This window comes from Pseudodesulfovibrio nedwellii, assembly GCF_027923765.1.
Taxonomy (GTDB): domain Bacteria; phylum Desulfobacterota; class Desulfovibrionia; order Desulfovibrionales; family Desulfovibrionaceae; genus Pseudodesulfovibrio; species Pseudodesulfovibrio nedwellii.
This window is the reverse complement of record NZ_AP026709.1, coordinates 2,587,761-2,608,289: the sequence shown is the minus strand read 5'-3', so window position 1 is coordinate 2,608,289 and position 20,529 is coordinate 2,587,761. Positions and strand designations below refer to the sequence as shown.

Genomic DNA, 20,529 nt, shown 5'->3' with positions numbered 1-20,529 from the left:
AGAGGCCCGAAATCTTCATGATTTCGGACCTCGATATATTCAGAAACTCACAAATCTACGCGAGCATTGGCTGTTTCAGGACATCCATCGGAGGTGTTGAAGAGACAACCGCAGACTCTCCATTTTCATTATCGGTCATGTCGCCACCGGAAAGCATTTCGCGCATACCCACACGCAACTCCTCGGACAAATCGACGAGATCAACCACGGCTGTATGCGCATGCTCAACACCTTCGGTAAACGACTTGGCAATTTGACGAACTTCTTCCGTGGCCTGGGATATCTGTTCGGAAGCCACACTCTGCTCTTCGGACGCCGAAGCAATGCTTTCCACATTCAATACATTTTGTTCCACCAGAAAAATGATAGAATCCTGTGCTTCCCCGGATGCACGAGCCTGAACGGCACTATGCTTCACGACTTCCACGACATCTCGGAACCGTTCGATATTCCTAGCGGAAGAATCCTGAATAGAAACAACATGTTCTTCCACTTGCTTGGTAGCTGTCATTGTCTTTTCCGCCAATTTGCGAACCTCATCGGCTACCACGGCAAAACCTCTACCGGCTTCTCCGGCACGAGCGGCCTCAATGGCGGCATTCAGTGCCAACAGATTTGTCTGGTCTGCTATTTCATTGATAACATCCATAACCTGACCAATAGATTCAACCTGAAGGCCAAGCTTCTCCAATCCCTGACTAATCTTATCCGTATATCCATTCACGTCTTCGATAGAGGTCACCGCACCCTGAACAAGCCCCGCGCCCTCTACAGCCTTGTCACGAGCCTCCGAAGCCCGCCCTGTGGCTTGAGACGCATTTTTGCTCACTTCGCAAACAACAGTATTCATCTGCTCCATGGCAATGGCTGTTTCCATGATGCGTTCATGCTGATTATGTGAGCCATCACGTATCTGCACGAGCATGGCCGCAACTTTTTCAGTTGCCATGCCCACACGGTCGGCAATACCTTCTGCCTGCTTTCCTGTGTCCGACATGCAATCCCACAGCTTTCGCACACGAAGTTCCTGTTCCTGTGTCGCTAACATTGCCTTTCTCGCGGCTTCGGCCTGCGCCAGAGCTTCCTCCTCCTTAAGACGGACGGCCTCCAGCTGATCACGCAGCATGGACACCATACGCATCAGATCATTGCATAAGTTGCCAAATTCATGGTTGAACGTGCCTTCCGGCTGGGCTTCCAGATTCCCATCGGCCACATCTCGCGAATACTTTTGCAATGCAGCAAGCGGTCGGGTGACTGAAAATAACGTCCAAAGAATACATAAAATAATCAACGCACAGGCCGTCACTTCCATACTCAGCACTGCGAGATCAACATTGCTGGCAATTTGCGCACTCTTTTCCATATAGTGATTACGGATATCCTCAAGGACCGGTTCCAGTGCTCGCGCAGATTTAATCAGTAATACAGAACCCCTATCAGCCGATTCTAAGCTCTTGCGATACCCGTCAAAAGCGGACAGATAAATATGAAGCTTTTCCTGAAATGCGGCTCGCTCTTGCGGACCGAACAGCGGAGAAACAGCCACGGATTCATTCATGGCCTCGATCCAACCATTCATCCTTTCAATGTATTTGTCTTCACGCCGAAGAATATAATTTTTTTCCTGTCTTCGAATCTGCAAAAGCAAGACGGTTATATCCTGACTGTGGACTTCCTTAAAAATACTTTCCAATCCACGGGCAGACATCACAAATTTATTACGCCAACCAGTATCAATGGTCAGCCCTATATCGGTTTCAGCCGAGGCAAGGGTTTGAAAACTTGTATTGTATTCAGCAAGCAGTCCGAGCGCATTGTCGCATGCAGATTGCATTTCTGGATCTGCTTCAATAATGGATTGCAAAGTGACTCGGGCCTCATTGACATGTTTGGCCACCTTGCCAATATACTCGGATTTTTTGCGCAATTGAAAATTTTTCTCCTGCCTGCGCGATTGCAGAAGCTCACTATAGGCATTTCGTGCCTGTTTCATAAGCGTTGCATAATGATTGGAAATATTTCTTCCAATTTTGGTCGCCCCAAAAACCAGAGCAAAGCAGACAACGCAAACCAGAAGCACCAAAACGAGCTTGTTTCTCACCGACATGTGGTTCCTCCATGCAAAGTTATCGCGCTCATTGAGCGGGAGAGCCTAAAGGAAGCAATCGGCATGCCAGTAGCAAGATAGAAATAAAGTATTATATTTTAGACACATAACAAGTGTTGCGCTATCAAGAGAAGCCTCTTGCCAATCAATAAACACGCAATTCACCTTTGCAAAAAAGTCATAACTACTCAAAATAAAACATTTTATCTTATTGCACGAAAAACAAAAGCACTGTGATTCCATGCAATGACAATAAGCAACGAAAAACCAAGACTCAAAAGAAAAAGCCCTCATGAAGTCTTCTTCGTGAGGGCTTGATTTCAAAAATTAATCAAGGGCACTTTTCCGTTTTCATACCCCACGAGAGTCATGAAAATTTTGACGATTTAGACTCCTGAACTTTCGATAAACTTTCTTGGATCATTTGCAAGACTTGAACGGCCACATCCACATCTTCAGACTTTAAATCCGGAAATGCTCTCCGAAGAATTTCATATTCTGCCTTCTGAGCGGTGGTGAATCGAGAACAGCCAAGATCTGTTACGTGCAAAAGTTTTGCACGTTTATGCCTGGGGTTGTCTTCAAAATGTACATAGCCACTTTCGGCCAATGCGCTGACAGCAACCTGAACAGATTGACGGGAAACACCCCGATCAAACGCCAAATCTGAAATCGTCATGGGTCCGCTGTTCAACAAATGCGAAATATTCTTACTTTGTGCACCGGTCAACCCGCTGGATCGATGTACCGACTCCTCCACCTTTTCGACTTCCTTCCATGCTCCTTGGAGCACTTGGAATAACGTATGAAGTTTCTCACCATCTGCATATTTCATAGGATGAGAATAACACGAACATAAGCCTTTTTGCAATCAGAATGACAAGTTGTCAACAGGGTTGACAACTTGTCATTCTGATGTGTAACAATGAATTCCTCAACATTCATAGCGTTTCTGAGTCAAAAAACACGAACCGTTGGGAGGAAAACGATGAAGACTTCGGAAAGGAAATCTGATCCAGACATTCGAAAAATACGAACCTATTGTGCACAATGCTTCAGTAATTGCCCGGTAGTGGCACATATCGCCAATGGCAAATTTATCAAGATCAGCCCAGACAAAGAGCACCATTTTTACAGACCTCTTTGCCCCAAAGGATTTGCCGGACCTGAGTTGGTATCAAACAAACAAAGACTGACTCACCCGCTGAAACGCACAAACCCCAAAGGGGCGAGCGATCCAGGCTGGGAACGCATAAGTTGGGATGAAGCTTTGGATATCGTCGCAGAACAAATGTTTCAAATTAAAGAGCAACATGGCGCTGAAGCATTCGTCTTTTCGCAAACGAATGTATCTTCTCCTGTATGGGAAATAACGCCCTTTGTTCGTCGATTGGCAAATATTTATGGCACCCCCAACCACATGACCACCACCCATATCTGCAACTGGCATCGGGACAATGGATCTGCTCTGACATTCGGGAAAATGGGCGAAGACTTTACCGCAGGATGGCCCGACTTCAATCACACACAATGCATACTGATATGGGGCCATAACCCTGCAAACACCTTCAACGCCTATAATCAACAGATCAACTCGGCCTTGAAACGAAAAGCCAAACTTATTGTTATTGATCCACGACGCACAAAAGTCGCGGCCAAGGCGGACTCATGGCTCCAGATCAAACCTGGCACAGATGGCGCCTTGGCCTTGGGCATGATCCACGTCATGCTGGAAAAATCTCTGTACAATAGGGACTTTGTAACCGATTGGACCAACGCACCGTTGCTGATTCGGTGCGACACCGGAGATTTACTCCGTGCTTCAGACTTGGATTCATCGACCAATGACAACAATATTTTTGCTGTTATTTCCCCCGAAACAGGTCTGCCAACATTTTATTACCCTGGGGAAAAAACCGACTTCTCGCCTCTACTCGAAGCACGGATAGAAGTTTTGCTCGCGGATGGGCAAAAAATATGGTGCGAAACCGTTTTCAGCGGCTTGAGAAAATCTGTTGCTCAATACACACCGGAATATGTGGAAAAAACAACCACAATCCCGGCTAAAGACATCATCGCAACAGTTCATTTGATGGTCGAGAACAGTCCTTCATGCTGGTATTCATTCAACGGCGTAGAGCAAAACCTCAATGCAACACAAACCAACAGGGCTATATGCCTGTTCTATGCCTTGACCGGAGACTATGACCGACAAGGCGGAAACCATATCAATGATTTCATGCCTCCACTAAATTACCCTTTCGGTTTTGAATTTGTGACACCAGAGATGTTCAAAAAAAACATTGCTTTACCCGATCACCCACTCGGTCCAGCCGGAACAATCATGTCAGTCCCACCGCACTTGATATGCAAGGCAATCGAAGAGGACGTCCCCTACCCAATAAAAGGGCTGATCGTTTTCGGGGCGAACACAATATCATCAAATCCTGACAGCAAAAGGACTTCGGAAGCCCTAAAACGACTAGACTTTCATGTTCATATTGACCACTTCCTCAACCCAACGGCGGAGTTGGCCGACATCGTCTTACCATCGGCCAGCTTCTGGGAAACAGGAAGAATCGGCTACCCATTGGCTTTTCAGGAAAACAAATGGGTGGTCCAATGGCGAGAACCAGTTGCAACTCCACGTGGCGAAAGTAAGGACGAATTGTGGATTATTTTTGAAATAGCAAAAAGACTCGGCATGTCCGACAAATTCTGGAACGGAAACATTGATGCTGCTTTTGATGACATGCTGAACCCTGTCGGCCTCTCGCTTAAGGCCCTCAAAGAAAACGAAGGGGGCGTCTTTATTCAAGGACCTGTGGCCTATAAAAAATATCAGAAAAAAGGATTCAGCAGCATGACTGGGCGAGTTGAACTTTTTTCCCAACAACTCAAAAATATTGAACAGGCTCCTTTTCCCGAGTGGAATGACCCGCTCGCTATTCTTGAAAAGGCAGGAATCAATTCCGAAGACTTCCCATTTGTATTGATTACCGCAAAACTCCGCGAATTCTGCCAATCACAGCACAGAGCTTTCCCCTCTCTGAGGAAAAGACATCCCCAACCCTTTCTAGAAATCAATAAAGATAAAGCTGAAACTCTCGGGATAGCGGACGGAGCCACCGTATCATTGGAAACAGTGCACGGTAAAATTCTCCTTCAAGCCAAATTGACTCAAGGTCTTGCCCAGAATGTTGTCTGCACACAACACGGCTGGTGGCAAACATGCCCCGACCTAGATCTCCCCGGGCACGATATCTATTCCCTCGACGGCGCAAATGTGAATCTCCTCGTCCACGCCGATTTCACGGACAAAATCAGCGGCTCTGTCCACATGCGCGGCTTCCCCTGCAACGTAAAGAACGATAAAGATTAACACAGCACAGAATCACGACGTCGAGACTCTCACGCTGAAGAAACACGGGGATCTTCTTCAACTTCTCGCGGACATTTCACCAAACAACGAAAAAGCCCTTACGAAGAAAACTTCGTAAGGGCTTGATATCGCGTGGTGCTCGGGGACAGAATTGAACTGCCGACACGGGGATTTTCAGTCCCCTGCTCTACCGACTGAGCTACCCGAGCACGCTGTCGAGAAATGGGATTTACCGAAATGAGGGCCGATTGGCAAGTAGTTTAAAAGACTACTTATTTCGGTCATTAATTCTGTCTCCAAAGTAAACATATGGGTTGAATATCAACCAAGGGAACTCATGACGATATCCGAAGGAAAACCGTCATGAGTTTACCGTATGTTTACCGGAGAAATCATGGCGATAAGCGTTCAATGTACATCCTGCTACTGCACCTACAAGCTCGGTACCAAGTCCTGCCGCAAATGCAAAACCAACCTCCAGCACCACCGAAAGTACAAGGTCATGGTCAAAATACGAGGCCGCTGGAAGACGAAGACTGTCGACTCGCTAAAGCTTGCCGAACAGATCGAAGCAAAATGGAAACACGACATCACCATCGCGGCCATAATGCCAGAGAAAATACCGGTGCCAACAATGCAGGAAGTCTGGGACAGATTCGACAAACTACACAACTCCCGCCTGAAGTCGCCGAGATCATGGCGCAAAGTCTGGGAGACCCGCGTCCAAAAACGATTTGGCGAAATACGACTGAACGAAATATCACCTCAAGACATAGCCGAGTTCATGTGCTCCATGAAAAGTATGCGAAAGACCAAGGGGACTCGGAAACCTCTCGCAATGGAGACGGTCGCCAAAAACATAAAGCTCGTCAGTCGCCTCTTCAACTATGCCATTAAAAACGGACTCTATGAAGGTATCAATCCGACCCAAAAACTCGATATGCCGCGTTACGACAACCAAGTAACCAATCCCCTCACCGATGCGGAGTTAGACCGTCTCATGGCCGTTCTGGATACATGGAAGAACCGTATGGTAGCCCTTGCTTTCCTGTTTTGTCTCGCTACAGGGAAACGAACAGGGGAAGTCTTCAACATGACGTGGCAGGATGTGGACTACGAAAACAATGTCATCCGGTTCGAGATAAAGAGCATGGTCAAAGGGCGATACCAGTACCTGCCCATAAACGACATGATGAAAAACATCCTCGCCGAGGCCCAAGCAGAAAAGCGAACACGTTCCAAGCTCGTTTTTCACTCAACCAACGGGAAAAAGATTCATTACCGCTGGCCGTGGACACGAATAAAGGCCGCTGCCAAGTTGCGCCCAAAGATTCGCCCTCACGACCTAAGGCATACTTTTGCTTCAAGGCTTATCAGCACCGGCAAAGTCGATCTTTACACACTCCAACACATCCTTGGACACAAGACTGTGACCATGACCCAGCGGTATGCTCATTTAGCCGACGAGTTGATAAAAAAAGGTATGAAAGAAGCGGATAATATTCTTCGTTACGACAAGGATTAAAGTCCCATTGCGCCAATTAAATTCAAAAGATATCTACCCACGCACAGGCCACCCTTCACATCAAATGGCACTACTTATTGATTTCACCAATAAGACAATTCGTTTGACTTAACTTACTCTCTTTTAAAACAAACTGATCAAGTATATCTAAAAGAAAACCATGCAGAACCTTGGCCGATTGATCGCTATTAACTCCCGGAGAAATCTGAAACGCACCTAGCCCCGGCAAGACTTCATGAAACTCAAGCCATGCATGATATCCTTTCGGCCCTTGCGAATATTTGCTACTATTCCCCGGATAGATGATATACGCACCGTGTGTTCGTCGAATGGCGTCCTTATAGCTATGCATCTTAAGTAGGTCACCCCGACGATAGCAGCCAAATCGCTCTTCTTTTTTTATGACATCAACTTCTTCATTAGGATGACCCAAAACTGTCATGATGTCAGAAACACTGTACTTTGTATCAAAATGGACGTGGCAAATACTGTTATTCAGCTCAGCCTCTTCAGAGGTTATCTCTTCAGCCCAAACAGAAATCGTAAAATCCGGACGCATGCTTCGAGTCCAAGATCCAGAGGAAGGATATGACGATTCGTAGTCAATCCTCTTCGTTACCCTGCTCAATGAAGGTACATTAAATGTTCTATTGTAAGAAAACTGAAGCCTAAGCCGCGCTCCACCATGGAGGATTTTTAAACCACCGGTGCTAAACAATTTACCAGACCGAAGCTTAAGGCCAAAACCATCTGTAGACGATTCAAAGAGATTCAATGTGGCCGTTGCCAATTCCCTACAGCACAACCTTTCTAAAACACTCCAAATCACAAAGAACACCCAATACTCATAAAGTGTCGGGATATCCCTCTGTCCTCCCTGATGAAGATCTTCCCCGCCCCTCCAAGCCAATTTCGCCGCCGCATTCGCCTTAAGCCAAGTCTGCAATATCTCCCGATACCCCTGTTTTTTCTGTAGAACGGGGCTACCAAAGTCAACACCGCTAAATCCATTTACCTTCCGAAAAAACTGCGCTCCTAATATCTCTTCCAGTTTATTTTGTAGAGGCAAAACTTCCCGTTTTATAAAACGCTGCCCCCAAGCAAGTGGAGGGTGTGCCGCCTTTATTGTTTTTTCAATTGAAGACAACAAATTATTCATGTCCTCAACAACAAATTTCACAAAACGATTTTCAGGAGTATCAACAGTCTCCTCCGCAGTGCTTCTGACCACATTCCTTGGTAAAGATTTTAAAGCAGGGTGTCTGTGGGATAAGGGATGACCGGCAGGCAGCGATACCCTCGAAGATCCATAACTCAACTGACGGATTGCTTCACGCCCCATTATTCCCTTGCTCGTAGGTTGCCTCTCTTGTGAAATCCGCAGAGATACGTGAGGCCTTGAAGTGACTTGATTGATAGCGTCATTGAAGTCAGAAGATGAGAGTAGTGCTCGAAGGAAAAAAAATCTTTGTTGGATCGACTGAGCATCAAGGCATAAGTCTGAAGTCAATCGCGTTTCTGTTGTAGCTGGAAGTCTAAGTAATAACTCAATCGAATGATCTGCAATATCCTGCAGCATCTGTTGATAGTCTTCCCTGTACCCGACCTTTTTAGACCGCACCTCAAGACGAGCAAGGCCAATAGGCTTTTCTTCTTTTAACAATCGAAGCGTAAGCAGGCCTGTAAGATTTCCCGTATTAATTGTACCATAATCTTGTGTTGAGGACGCAAAAGGCGACCGTTCAACAATTCCACTTTTCTCTTCAAGCTCAACCAGTGGTTTTTTCAGGATGTAGTGATAGCGAGTTGATTCTAAAAGCTGAATTTGTTCCTCCCCAAATTCCCGAGCCTCATCTTTCGATAACCGAACAATGGGAGGGGGGATTGAACCGGCTTTTACCGCAAGTTCCATTTCGCAAAGTTTCACACCAGAATCATCATAAAAGCACACCGCTTCCATTAATGATTCAGATTTTACAAACACCTTTAGGCCTCCGCATAACTAGCAAACCCTTCTTCAAGCTTGCTCTTCATTCGTTTGATCTTTTCGGCGCTGAGAGAATAAAATGGATCTAAGCCTTCTTCAGAAGAAATATTTTCGTCAGGGGACAATTCATCAATGTTAATTAAAATCTCACGAGGGTCTTGTCCGGAAGAAGGGACTGAAGCCCACCGATGATGCTTAACACAAAACACTTCCAACTCATTTAGTATTGGTGCCAATTTCTTCCTCGAACCATGGAGCCGAGTAAGAATCTTCTGCATGATCTGCGTATCCAATGCAGTTCGACAAAAAGTACCAATATCTTCGGCAACAATCGGATCCATTGTCCTCCTAAAAAATTCAACATATCGCAATATTTCCAAGCTGGTTCTAAATCCGAATTCTGAATTGTATCTGGAGAGCAAATCAAAGAGGGCAACAAGCTCTCCTCTCACAATAGCAGCAACAAGAGGATCCGCAACCGTCACTGCCGAATCGTCATTTGCAGAGTCTACAAAGTGAACCCCGAAGCCTGCCCCTTTGGATTCGATAACACCGGATTTTGCATTTACAGGAGAGGACAGAAAACCAGACAAGGCTTCTCCTGTTGCTCGAAATTCAATTATATTGGCTCTATCAAGAACCTTTGGTGAAAATAAATATGTAGTTTCATCTACGTTGATAGTGCCAATTATAAAAAGATTGCTCGGCAAAGAGGCGATGTTTGAAGGAACTCCTGCACGCCCATTGGCGTCATAATGAAACCTCAAGGGTTCACTGGGGGATTCAATCGCTGAAAGGAAATCGGCAAAATACCTCTCAACATGTGACAAATTCATTTCGTCCAGTATCAAAAAATATGGTTTGCTTCTATCTCTGTCGGCTTTGAGAATTAATTCCAAAGCCTTTGTCTTTTCGTACCGTTCCCTATCCAAAGCATCCGGGTACCCAACTATATTTTCATTTGATATCCAATTGGCACCTACAGCAACAATCTCATATTGCTCTGACGATTCAGTGACCCACTTAGTAAATGATCTTGCAAGAAGGGTTTTCCCTGAGCCGGATAACCCTGAAAGGATTACAAACCGCTTCGCTTTTAAGGACAACGGAAGGCGTAAGTCTACGTTATTACCCACAACAAATCCCATTTCATCCAAAGCTGCTTCCCATTCAGTTTGCATTGCTTTGTCTAGCATGAGTAACTCTCCGGATTTTGGAAAAATATCTGAAATGATACTGCTAATCCTAGCCGCTCTTAGCGGTGGAATGATCCACATGTTCCGATTTCCATCGCCCAACTCTGCATGAACCCTTTGATAAACACTCTCTTCTTTTGCAGATATGCTACGTGATGAATCTCCGCCTTGACGTATTACAACCCAAGCAAGGATTGAAGAAGCTGTATCAAATGCCATAAGCATTAAATCACCTAATCTGACATCATACCAATCACCTTGAATTCCGTCACCGGCTAAACGCCAATTCTTACCCCCGCCCTGATTGCGAATCGTTCTTTTATCATCAACAATTTCATGCAGGCCTTGAATAAGTTGATTACCATCAAAATATCGGGTTCTAATCTTTTCTGGAGAAGTATCCTCTCCTTTGTTGGGAAACCAAACATCAAAAACATCGCGATTAATATTAATTGCCCGCTCTCTACCAGACGCCTCACCTATTGTTTGGCGGGTTTTCATAAACCAACCTAAATTAGATTTAGCAAATTCTCTTGCTGCAAACACAATCTTTGACATCTCGACGCCTCAAGCTATTTAAATACAAATTCATCGACAAATATTCATAAACCCTTTATCCAGCCGATCGTCAAGCGCCTTGGCTACCGCCCAAGCCAGCAGAGGAGGAACGGCATTGCCTATTTGAGTCAACTGAGCATTCATACTTCCTGCAATACGAAAAGCATCGGGAAAGGACTGAAGCCTTGCCGCTTCTCTAACCGAAATGCATCTCGCCTGTTCATTGTCAAAGTGTATATGGGAATATGAATCCTTCCCTATGTGTGCAGGAACCGTTCTAGCGGGATGGTCAGGCCACATTTTCCTAAATTTGTTGGGATACCGGTTGTTCTTATACGGAGGGACCGTGGCTTTAAATACTTCATTCCATTTTTCACTTCTCTCCTTGATTTTAACACCCAATTTTTTCTCTTCTTCAGCTATGCGTTCAATAAAAATTGCATTCGCGGTCTCAAGAGCTTCTGGGTACATCCCCCCATGAGGCATGCGCTTAAATGTTTCATAATCACGCGGAGTATAACGTATGACATTCCCATCAAACTGCTCCTGCGATCGAAATCCGGGCCATTCCTTCATTTTTTTTGAAAATGTAGAGTCCCTTTTCAAGTAATCAAAGAACTTACTGGTATCCCTTTTATTCCCTTTACCGTTCCTTCCATCAAGATGCCATGTAATCGGGGGAAGGTCATAAAAAGCCTCAGAGGCGGACACAGCAGGTTGTAATCGAGATTTCTTCTTGAAGTGATCCACATAATGATCACATGGGGAAAGGACTTGGGCGTGTCCATTTCCTGCCCTAGCTGTTGAATACCCCACAGGAAGATTATATTTTCGTTCAATAGAAGGAAATTCAGGAAAGACACCAAATTCCTTTCTAATCCCCACTATAAACATCCGTTCGCGAAGCTGTGGTACACCGTACCAAGCGGCATTGAGAAGAGCATAGCGAGTCTCATAGCCCAATGCTTCAGCGGTAACAGCTATTTCCTCGGCAATATTCTTTTTCACAAATTTACCGATTTCTCGCACATTTTCCATCACAAACGCTAAGGGCTTAAGCGCTGTTATATACCTTAAATAGTCTAAATAGTAAGCTGCGCGATCATCAGAAGCATGGGCATAATCTTTACCAGCCAACCGCCAAAGAGCAGCACGACCAAGTCTTGAAAAAGCTTGGCAAGGCGGCCCACCAACGACAACATCCACGGCAGTTTCTGCAGAATCCCCACCGACACAAAGGTGTTCAACGGCGACCTCTGGCGGGGTCGTTCGGATGTCCGAAAAGGACCTATACCCACATGACACTTTCTGGGAAAAATTTAACACATGTGAGTCCCTAGCCTTATCGTTTAGCTCAATAGCTGCGACAGACTTAAAGCCAGCACGATCAAAACCAAGACTCATGCCACCACATCCAGCAAAAAGATCAACAGTCCTGTAGTAACCGCGCTTTTTAGCCTTTGTAATTTTCTTATTCACCCATTCAGACATTTTTATTCTCAATCTCTTCTATCAGTCTTTCTACTAACTTTTCTTTATTCTTAACTTTCGTCTCACATTCCCAAACAACGATCACATTCCAGCCAAGACTTTCAAGTGCTGCAATATTTCTTTTATCTCTAGCTTTATTCCTTAATAGCTTTTCTTTCCAGAAAGGCTGATTGCTTTTCGGGAAGCCTGACGATTTGCAACCATCATGCTGGTGCCAAAAGCATCCATGGACAAATACAACAGTGCGATACTTTGATAGTACCAAGTCGGGCTTCCCCGGCAGGTCTTTCCTATGCAACCTGAACCGGTAACCAATTCTATGAAGCAAAGACCTAACAAACAGTTCCGGGCGAGTATTTTTGCCACGGATCTTGCTCATTACCTCGCTACGTTTCTCAGGGGTAAAAATATCAGACTTAATTCTATCCATCACCACACACCAGCTATAGAGAATGAAATGCCCCCCAGACAGGATCCATTTTCTTATTGAGAATTTAATTCGATTAACACACTTGGCACAAGTTGTCATTTGAAGAAACACCCATATTAACGGCAACTTACCCCCTCACACAGGGAAGGATTACAGCAAGCAGGCCCACCACAGCACACATATTTTTAAACGGCGCAAATCACAAAAGACAATAGAGTATATTCTCTTGGCCTTTGGACATAGCTTGGACAATTGGGATTCAGTGGGTACGTTTGTCCATGTCGACGTGACAGATATCAAGGCCTAATGTCTACTCTCTATCATCCTCCCGTCCGCACCCTGACCGACGACAACGGCGATCCGTGGTTTGTTGCCAAGGATGTGTGTGATGCTTTGGGGATTGTGAATCCATCCCGTACTTTGTCTGGCTTGGACTCGGATGAGAAATCAACCTGTCCTTCACAGTATGAAGGTCAGATACGTCACCTTACAACTATCAACGAATCCGGCCTTTACAGTCTGATTCTCCGTTCCCGCAAACCCGAAGCCAAGACTTTCAAAAAGTGGATCACCTCCGAAGTCCTTCCGGCGATCAGGCTGCATGACATGTGTCAATCCCAGCAACGGTAAAATTCAGTCGGGTAATCCTGACAGTATTAGTTGCGCTTATTCCCCATCAATCGACGCAAAGTACAAATATTTTAGATAGATAGTTGACACATTCCCCTTTTGCAAATACATCAGATACGCAAATTTTACGAAATTTTATCAGCTAATATTATAAGGAGAATATGCCACATGTCCCGTATAGATAATGTCGACGAAACATTTGAAGCCTTTGAACGTAAACTCACAAGCATAGTCAAAGATTGTATTTATGAAGTGCGGGGCACAAATTTAGATGGGAGTCCGGCCCCCCTTGATGCCCAACACTATCGGAAAATTAAAAAAATATATGAGAAAGTACAAAAACAAGAAATCGCCAGATACCAAACAGAAAAGCCGCCAAGAGGTTCATGGCCTTTCAACGACAAACAAATAAGGGTGAAAGAAGGCTTTGAACGATTTTATCACAACTTACGACGACACGTTATTCGGTGGAATGATCATGACGGAAACTTTTCAATTTCGGATGCTGGTGGCAATCCATACAGAAGTGAAAAATACGATGATGGAACATATGGCGATGTTGTCGTCCGAGCAGATTTTAAAGCAATTGAGATAAATACAGGATTTAAACGAAGCGCAGCCAGTAAGTATTTCAAGAAGCTGACAGACGCTGGGGTTCTGATCAAATTGAATACGAAGGGACGACAACAAGCTTTGTACGTCATCGGGAACTGGCGATATGGTATGAATAATACATATAGCTGTTATCCAAGACTCAATAGGATGGCTCTCCGAGAAGATATACGTGTAGGGTTATTGAAACAAGGTTTGGCTTTGTGTGTATAAATATACGCAAAAAATTTCATCTCATACACACAACGTTTCATTTTTCAGCATAATTTATACTTTGTGTGTATTCAGTATTTTTTTTCTTTCTGCTATTACCGGACAATAAAAGAAATTTGCAACATTTCATAAAGAAATACACTTTTTAGTGTCTATGATATTGATTATATCGTTCTTCGCTCCGCTCAAAACTCTTTGGTTAATACTGGGGCTTTACTGGGATGTTCTGTTTGGGAAATACGAAAAAGACCACCCACCGTTTTTTTGTCTGTTTTAAGAAGTAAAAAACAATTCCTCATAACGACTCGGAGTTTTCAACAACAGATAGCATTGCTCGCTCTGCTCGCTTTGCGCCCTACGCGGGCAGCGGGCAAGTTGTGCAGACTCGCTCCGCTCGTTGACTGCCCAGCTTGCATTGGGTTGGATCCTAGCTTTGTCAATTTTGAATTGAAATCTCGAAACAAACGAAAAAACAATCATTACTCGAACGTGCGACCCCCTCCTGTCAAAATTGAACAATATTCAAGCAAGGCAGGGGGCTGGCAAATTTTTGAACACCCCTAAAAATAACCCAAGCATATGCTAATTCTGACAACAAAGAGATACCCCCTAGTTCCAACTATAAAACCTCTTAAAGATTGAAAAAAGAAAGAAATCTCGAAACTTTTTGTTCATAACAAGCGGATTTTTGCGCTATTATTGGCTCTATTCCAATCCCTTGACTTCCTGAATCGTATACCTTATCAAATTCCCTAATGGACGTAAGTGAATTTGATAAAAGTACCCGTAGGACAGCTGTCATGAGAAATACATTCGTATCTTACCTCAGAGTATCGACCCAGAAGCAGGCGCAAAGTGGCCTTGGCATCGAAGCCCAGCGAGAAACTGTAGGAGGCTTCCTGAACGGTGGCTACGGGGAATTGCTGGATGAATTCGTTGAGATTGAGTCAAGCAAAAAAAATGACCGTCCAGAACTTGCTAAAGCCATGGAGCGGTGCAAGCTGACTGGAGCGACATTGGTTATTGCCAAATTGGATCGTCTTTCGCGTGATGCACACTTCCTGCTTGGACTCCAGAAGAGCGAGGTGGAGTTTGTTTGTGCGGATATGCCTGAGGCAAACCAGCTGACTATTGGGATAATGGCTGTGATGGCTCAGCATGAGCGCAAAATGATTAGTGAGAGGACCAAGGCGGCACTCAAGGCGGCAAAGGCCAGAGGAGTGAAGCTCGGTTGCCCTAATGGGGCCAAGCACCTGAGGAAGTACGGCAATGATCTTGGAGTTGCTGCGATAAAGGCAAATGCTAACGACAGAGCTGAAAAACTACGCGGCACTCTTAAAGAGATTCTGGAAGATGGAACAACAAGCTTTGCGGGAATAGCAAAAGAAATGAACGCCAAAAGGATTAAGACCGCACGGGGTGGGCGATGGTATGCCGCCAGTGTGAAGAGACTTGCAGAACGACTAGATCGGGCAACTTAAGGTAAAGGTGAAACAATGCCTCGGACTAAAGAAGAACAAGAGAAAGAAACTCGTAAGTATATCCATGACAGTATTCACCGTCGAGACGATTTAAAGAAGTTGATCAAAGAAATGCCGTCACTAAACGTATATAGAACTCCCCCTAGCGATGAGAACTATAGGCGATGCGGATGTGCTTCAATTGGATTTCGCGTCAATGAGGATTTACGGCTATACCTTGTTATGATTTCGGACAAGACTCTTGATGGTGTGCCTGATAAAACCCTAGCGAAACTGTCCGGGCTGGAGTTGTGGAAACAGTCTCATGACTCCGAAGAGATTATGCGTTTCTTCGGGCGATATTACGAACCCGATAAATACGACGATACAAGATTAATTGTTGATAGAGGGTGGCTGGAGCTGAGTAATGACACTGGCAATGACTGGTCTACATTCAAAAGCAGTGAAGAGAAAAGAATTTATCGAGAAGCAATGCCTGCGGAAGAAAAGCAGAGACTCAAGGAAGAAGGACGGAAGGAGCTTGCCGAAGTTGCCGAACTGGCGTTAGGTATCATTCGGCATGACCAACGAAAGGCAATCAAGGAAATGCTCAAAAGCTGGTTGCCGTGGAACTGGTTTAGAAGATAGGAAGGAAAAAGGACAAGAGTTTACCGTATGTTTACCGGACAAAGAAAAAAGGCCTTCACCAATTAAGATGAAAGCCTTTGATATCGCGTGGTGCTCGGGGACAGAATTGAACTGCCGACACGGGGATTTTCAGTCCCCTGCTCTACCGACTGAGCTACCCGAGCACGCTGTCGAGAAATGGGATTTACCGAAATGAGGGCCGATTGGCAACCTCTTTTTTCAGTATGAGCCGTTTTTTTTACTCTTTATCTTTCAAAGGAGCACCCATTTCGAGGATTCTGGCGGCATAACCGGAGCGTAAAGCTTCAAGATAATCCGTATCCAGAGGGCCCTTCCAGGTGGTAATCTCTTTATATCGTTTAGGAATTTTAACCTTGTCCGGGCGGTAGCCCATTTGAAGTCTGAGACGCCAGCGCAAACGTTGCACTCGATCACCTATTTCTGAGACACTTCCATGAAGTTCGCCATAACCGACAGATTCCATAGCTTCGGCCAAAAGGTCATCATTGTACACGCCGCGTGAAAACAGACAGCCGACCATGCAGTTGAGCACGATACGATCACGAGCATCGTCCACAAGGAAATCAAGCGCGGCGGTTACATCCTGCTCTTCGTGTTTCTGGTCCCAAGAGTAGCCACCAGAGTCCAAATGGGCATGACGGAACCCCAAGGCCTCGGAGACAAAGAATACTTCGCCTGTGGCGTACCCTGCCATTTCCTGACCCAACACGCATGCGAAGTCCTCACCACCATACACCTTGGCGCATTTCATGGTCCCAGATGCGAGAAGACGATAAAATTCATTCGGTGGCCGACCTAACAACTCCACGGCGGCCATGTAAGTCTCAGCATCGCCCCAGTTCAACTTTACAACCGTTTCCTTCTCGCTGATGACACCCTTTTCCAGAGCTTCAGTGGCCCAGGCCAGAGCCACGCCTGCGGACATACAGTCCAGCCCTTCCTTTTCAATGACATCCAAAATGCGCAGGACGTCACTGGCCTCTGTCACCTCGATCATCGCCCCACAAGCAAAAATCGGCTCGAAGTCATACCCTACCTGCCGGTAGAGATACTGATTGTTGGTCTGAAACTGTTCGCGAACAAAACCCACATGGATGCAGCCGACCGGACAACCAGCACAGGCTGCATTTCTCAGCAGCGTATCGTCAGCAAAGGTCTCACCAGAGATATTCTCGGCTTTCGGACTGGAAGTCTGTTGCAAGTTTTTCCATGGCAGACTTTTCAACTCACTAAGCGGTTTGACATTCACCGCCGTACCAAGACCGTGGTATTTGGCCATCATTTCAGTGGTGGTGAGCTGTTTATAAATGTGTTTGTACAACTTGGGATACTGTTTGCCTTCGGGCAATGCGAATCCTCGGTCACCAAGGATACAGATGGCTTTCAGGTTTTTCACGCCCATAGCCGTGCCACCACCCATGCGTCCGAAATGGCGATAGGTGTCCACGTTAATACAGGCGTACGCCGACAAATTTTCACCCGCAGGGCCGATGCGCATGATGGATCGACGCCCTGAGCCGGGGAATATCTTTCTGAGCACGCGCCCCGTGGCAATGGCATCAAATCCACGCATATACTCTACATCACGAGTTTCCACGCGACGAGAACCGACACACAAAGCAGTCAGTCGCGGTGCTTTGCCGGTGATAACCAATGCATCAAGGTCGGCAAACCGAAGAGACAACGCGGATTTTCCGCCTGCATAACTTTCGGTATACTCATTATGATACGGCGAGCGAAACGCGCAACAGGTCTTACTCATGAGCGGGAAATACCCCGTCAGCGGCCCAATAGCGAAAATCACGGGCTGCTCCGGGTCGTCCCAATGGCGATCCACGTGACCGAATTCTTCAAACAGCTTTGCCGCCAGACCGGTACCACCCAGATATTCGTTCCGTCCGGGACGCTCGATAATATTGGTCTTGCCTGTGGTCAAATTGACCATCATGACACGGAAGAAGTCTCTAATCATCGCCCCCTCCTTCTTCCTGTTCCTGCTTGGGCAGTTCTACCATTTCAAGGCAGTCATGCGGACAAAACTGCACGCATTGACCGCAATGGATACATACATACGGATTTACTTCATGATCAAGAAAAATAGCGTCCACAGGACAGGCCTTGGCACATTCGCCACAACGTATGCACAACTTCTTGTTCTGAATAACACCACCATCCCTGCGCTGTGAAAGCGAACCAGTTGGACACGCTTCGGCGCATGGAGCCGGGTTACAGGCCAGACAAACCCGAGCTTCGAAGCCGGTGGATAGACCGCCCGACGACGAAATACGAATGCCAGACTTATTCCAGGAAAGAAATTTGTGGACCTGTCTTGAACAGGCCAACGAACACGAATGGCAGCCGATACATCGCTCCATCCGCACAGCTCTGAGTGCTTTCATAAAAGTTGCCTCCGGTGACTGAGAGAAGAAGGGGAAGAAAACCCTGTGAAAAGGGTGTTCCGCTCCCTCTTCTCTCAGACAACCAATCCTTTCTCTTTTCCAAAATCGTATGAAGCCGCTCGAAGGGGGCCTTCTATCGACCCCGGACTATAAGACTTATGGAGAAAGGTTATTTATCTGTATGTTCCAAGATATCCTGTTTGAGCGCCCACAGGATATGATTTTTAATCTGAGTATCATCCATGGTCGGTGCGACTTCGGAAGCCTTGCGTATCAAGGTGTGGGTGTCAACCGGCTTCCTTCCGAAAAAGGCGAGTTTTTTAACAATCTCCATATCAATGGCCATATCAAGCCCGGCATAGAGGTTAGGGAAATCCCGACCGCGATAGAAAGCTTCACCTGTGCGCCCTGTTTTGAGCATGGTCTCATCACGCAGGACATCACTGGTATAATGCCCGAATATACGACCAAATTCCGGGGCCAACGGATGTGTTCTCTCCCGAAGTGAGTCAGCATCAACCGGCTCGCTCCACAAAGAATCCCACAATTCAACATATTGCTTAATAACCGTGGGCCATGAAAACATTTCTTCAACACGCTTACGCCCGGCCACACCCATGGATTGTCTCAAATCCGAGGACTCAATGAGTCGTTTCAGGGCGTCGGCCAATAGAGGGATATCAACCGCTGTTCGCTGGGAAAGACGCAGATGATAGTCACTGTCAAAAGTCAGCGGAGCTTCAAGATCCACATCCGGGGTACTGTCTGAACCAGTAGTCCTGACAAGCAAGCCTGTCTTCCCGTGTTCCACGATATCTTTATATCCGTCATAATCAGAAGCCACGACTGGCAGGCCAAACGCTCCGGCTTCCACCAAAGTAATACCAAATGTCTCTTGGGGATTATCAGCGATGGAAACAAATATATCCGCAGAACGGAAAAGCTCCAGCTTCTGCTTCTCATCAGGCCGCAAATGAATATGGAGAGCAATCCCGGCATTGGCAGCCAGATTGGTCAAAGTGGTACGGACATTATCATCTTCGTCCGCCCAGCCAGCCAGCACGATCTCCACACCGGCAGGGTCCATGCCATCCTGTACCAACCGATGCACAGCACGAATAAGCGGAACCACGTCCATTTTTGAATGGTGAGAAATGCGACCAAAAACCAACAGCCTGACCGGTCCATTTTCCCTTTTGTGTCCCGGCGTCAAAATCGAAGTATCAACTGCCAGGGGAATACGAGTGAGCAAAGGTGCAGGATAACTGATCTCGGTCAAACCAAAACCATTTCTCAACCAATCAAAATATTGCTCCACCACCTTTTTCCCGGCTCTGGAAGTGCAGACAATACTATCCCGTCGAGTCGTACCGGGCCACAGATGCTGCAAGAACGCAGTCCCATAATTGCAATAACTCAAAGAATGAATGGGGCCGGTTACCGGAAAAATATGCTCGCTATACCGATTGCGCATACGAGCCATGAACGGCTGACTCGTGATGCAATCGGACAAATGAAAACAATGATAGTGGGCCTGGGTCAACATACCCGCCAGCTCGTGCCGAAGCATAAGCCGTACCCGCCCCGCCTCCATCAATGCAGGAACAATTTCCCGCAAGGCCTTCCCCACGGCGTCCCGTTCCTTCCGACCTGAAAGAAAAAAATGATATTCATCAAAAGGGTCGGCATCCAACAACGCTCGCAAAAACGTCGTATTGGCTACCATGCGACCCAGAACCGGTCCGGCCTCAAAAAAGGGATCAAGAGTACCCCATATGCGTTGTTTTTTCGCCATACTCTCGTAAAAACCGTTCCCCGCCCTTTTGTCAATGAATTGCGGAAAACCACAGGCATTTTTTTCCGCCCA

At 46.1% G+C, this 20,529-nt stretch carries 15 protein-coding genes and 2 tRNA genes; 6 read left to right on the top strand and 11 right to left on the bottom strand.

The genetic code is table 11. The features are described 5' to 3' along the window. Positions 1-55: 55 nt before the first annotated feature. Together SYK_RS12225 and SYK_RS12220 are read right to left on the bottom strand one after the other, a co-directional pair. Entirely contained in the window at positions 56-2,110 is a 2,055-nt protein-coding gene (locus tag SYK_RS12225) for a methyl-accepting chemotaxis protein (protein WP_281760549.1), read from the bottom strand. A gap of 367 nt (positions 2,111-2,477) precedes the next feature. Next, the gene (locus SYK_RS12220; protein WP_281760548.1) at positions 2,478-2,945 is read right to left on the bottom strand and encodes a MarR family winged helix-turn-helix transcriptional regulator; all 468 of its coding nucleotides are present in this window, start codon (positions 2,943-2,945) and stop codon (positions 2,478-2,480) included. Positions 2,946-3,098: 153 nt separating this feature from the next. On the opposite strand from SYK_RS12220, the gene SYK_RS12215 reads away from it, so the two are divergent. Next, positions 3,099-5,492: a molybdopterin-containing oxidoreductase family protein gene (locus SYK_RS12215; RefSeq protein ID WP_281760547.1), complete on the top strand. Its 2,394-nt coding sequence runs from the start codon at positions 3,099-3,101 to the stop codon at positions 5,490-5,492. 133 nt (positions 5,493-5,625) lie between these two features. On the opposite strand, the gene SYK_RS12210 is transcribed toward SYK_RS12215, so the two are convergent. Further along, a tRNA-Phe gene (locus tag SYK_RS12210) sits at positions 5,626-5,701 on the bottom strand. Positions 5,702-5,886: 185 nt separating this feature from the next. Between SYK_RS12210 and SYK_RS12205 the strand changes: the two genes are divergently transcribed. Continuing rightward, entirely contained in the window at positions 5,887-7,017 is a 1,131-nt protein-coding gene (locus SYK_RS12205; protein ID WP_281760546.1) for a tyrosine-type recombinase/integrase, read from the top strand. Between the two features lie 70 nt (positions 7,018-7,087). Here SYK_RS12205 and SYK_RS12200 read toward each other — a convergent pair whose 3' ends face one another. Genes SYK_RS12200 through SYK_RS12185 form a run of 4 tightly spaced genes read right to left on the bottom strand, consistent with a single transcriptional unit; the run spans position 7,088 to position 12,679 of the window. Next, complete coding sequence (locus SYK_RS12200; RefSeq protein WP_281760545.1) at positions 7,088-9,001, bottom strand: DUF2357 domain-containing protein; 1,914 nt, start codon at positions 8,999-9,001, stop codon at positions 7,088-7,090. 2 nt (positions 9,002-9,003) lie between these two features. Next, entirely contained in the window at positions 9,004-10,746 is a 1,743-nt protein-coding gene (locus tag SYK_RS12195; protein ID WP_281760544.1) for an McrB family protein, read from the bottom strand. 42 nt (positions 10,747-10,788) lie between these two features. Beyond that, complete coding sequence (locus tag SYK_RS12190) at positions 10,789-12,249, bottom strand: DNA cytosine methyltransferase (RefSeq protein ID WP_281760543.1); 1,461 nt, start codon at positions 12,247-12,249, stop codon at positions 10,789-10,791. Beyond that, the gene (locus SYK_RS12185) at positions 12,242-12,679 is read right to left on the bottom strand and encodes a very short patch repair endonuclease (RefSeq protein WP_281760542.1); all 438 of its coding nucleotides are present in this window, start codon (positions 12,677-12,679) and stop codon (positions 12,242-12,244) included. The genes SYK_RS12190 and SYK_RS12185 overlap by 8 nt, the downstream gene beginning before the upstream one ends. Before the next feature lie 306 nt (positions 12,680-12,985). Here SYK_RS12185 and SYK_RS12180 point away from each other — a divergent pair, with 306 nt between their 5' ends. The 4 genes from SYK_RS12180 (at position 12,986) to SYK_RS12165 (ending at position 16,242) form a co-directional block, all read left to right on the top strand. Next, a complete protein-coding gene (locus tag SYK_RS12180) occupies positions 12,986-13,309 on the top strand; it encodes a BRO-N domain-containing protein (RefSeq protein WP_281760541.1) in 324 nt (107 codons plus the stop codon). A 168-nt stretch (positions 13,310-13,477) separates the two neighbouring features. Continuing rightward, positions 13,478-14,134: a hypothetical protein gene (locus tag SYK_RS12175; protein ID WP_281760540.1), complete on the top strand. Its 657-nt coding sequence runs from the start codon at positions 13,478-13,480 to the stop codon at positions 14,132-14,134. 800 nt (positions 14,135-14,934) lie between these two features. Continuing rightward, a complete protein-coding gene (locus SYK_RS12170; protein ID WP_281760539.1) occupies positions 14,935-15,615 on the top strand; it encodes a recombinase family protein in 681 nt (226 codons plus the stop codon). A 15-nt stretch (positions 15,616-15,630) separates the two neighbouring features. Continuing rightward, complete coding sequence (locus tag SYK_RS12165; RefSeq protein WP_281760538.1) at positions 15,631-16,242, top strand: hypothetical protein; 612 nt, start codon at positions 15,631-15,633, stop codon at positions 16,240-16,242. 88 nt (positions 16,243-16,330) lie between these two features. Here the strand turns inward: SYK_RS12165 and SYK_RS12160 are convergent. The 4 genes from SYK_RS12160 to SYK_RS12145 form a co-directional block, all read right to left on the bottom strand. Continuing rightward, a tRNA-Phe gene (locus tag SYK_RS12160) sits at positions 16,331-16,406 on the bottom strand. A gap of 74 nt (positions 16,407-16,480) precedes the next feature. Further along, the gene (locus SYK_RS12155; RefSeq protein ID WP_281760537.1) at positions 16,481-18,235 is read right to left on the bottom strand and encodes an aldehyde ferredoxin oxidoreductase N-terminal domain-containing protein; all 1,755 of its coding nucleotides are present in this window, start codon (positions 18,233-18,235) and stop codon (positions 16,481-16,483) included. Next, positions 18,228-18,662: a 4Fe-4S binding protein gene (locus tag SYK_RS12150; RefSeq protein WP_281760536.1), complete on the bottom strand. Its 435-nt coding sequence runs from the start codon at positions 18,660-18,662 to the stop codon at positions 18,228-18,230. Before SYK_RS12150 ends, SYK_RS12155 begins: the two co-directional genes overlap by 8 nt. Before the next feature lie 169 nt (positions 18,663-18,831). Continuing rightward, positions 18,832-20,457: a glycosyltransferase family 4 protein gene (locus SYK_RS12145; protein WP_281760535.1), complete on the bottom strand. Its 1,626-nt coding sequence runs from the start codon at positions 20,455-20,457 to the stop codon at positions 18,832-18,834. Positions 20,458-20,529: the final 72 nt, after the last annotated feature.

What these genes read in the sequence shown, in the direction of transcription:
- SYK_RS12225 (WP_281760549.1), bottom strand. Translation starts at nt 2,110, where the DNA reads ATGTCGGTGAGAAACAAGCTCGTTTTGGTGCTTCTGGTTTGCGTTGTC.
- SYK_RS12220 (WP_281760548.1), bottom strand. Translation starts at nt 2,945, where the DNA reads ATGAAATATGCAGATGGTGAGAAACTTCATACGTTATTCCAAGTGCTC.
- SYK_RS12215 (WP_281760547.1), top strand. Translation starts at nt 3,099, where the DNA reads ATGAAGACTTCGGAAAGGAAATCTGATCCAGACATTCGAAAAATACGA.
- SYK_RS12205 (WP_281760546.1), top strand. Translation starts at nt 5,887, where the DNA reads ATGGCGATAAGCGTTCAATGTACATCCTGCTACTGCACCTACAAGCTC.
- SYK_RS12190 (WP_281760543.1), bottom strand. Translation starts at nt 12,249, where the DNA reads ATGTCTGAATGGGTGAATAAGAAAATTACAAAGGCTAAAAAGCGCGGT.
- SYK_RS12185 (WP_281760542.1), bottom strand. Translation starts at nt 12,679, where the DNA reads ATGGATAGAATTAAGTCTGATATTTTTACCCCTGAGAAACGTAGCGAG.
- SYK_RS12180 (WP_281760541.1), top strand. Translation starts at nt 12,986, where the DNA reads ATGTCTACTCTCTATCATCCTCCCGTCCGCACCCTGACCGACGACAAC.
- SYK_RS12175 (WP_281760540.1), top strand. Translation starts at nt 13,478, where the DNA reads ATGTCCCGTATAGATAATGTCGACGAAACATTTGAAGCCTTTGAACGT.
- SYK_RS12170 (WP_281760539.1), top strand. Translation starts at nt 14,935, where the DNA reads ATGAGAAATACATTCGTATCTTACCTCAGAGTATCGACCCAGAAGCAG.
- SYK_RS12165 (WP_281760538.1), top strand. Translation starts at nt 15,631, where the DNA reads ATGCCTCGGACTAAAGAAGAACAAGAGAAAGAAACTCGTAAGTATATC.
- SYK_RS12155 (WP_281760537.1), bottom strand. Translation starts at nt 18,235, where the DNA reads ATGATTAGAGACTTCTTCCGTGTCATGATGGTCAATTTGACCACAGGC.
- SYK_RS12150 (WP_281760536.1), bottom strand. Translation starts at nt 18,662, where the DNA reads ATGAAAGCACTCAGAGCTGTGCGGATGGAGCGATGTATCGGCTGCCAT.
- SYK_RS12145 (WP_281760535.1), bottom strand. Translation starts at nt 20,457, where the DNA reads ATGGCGAAAAAACAACGCATATGGGGTACTCTTGATCCCTTTTTTGAG.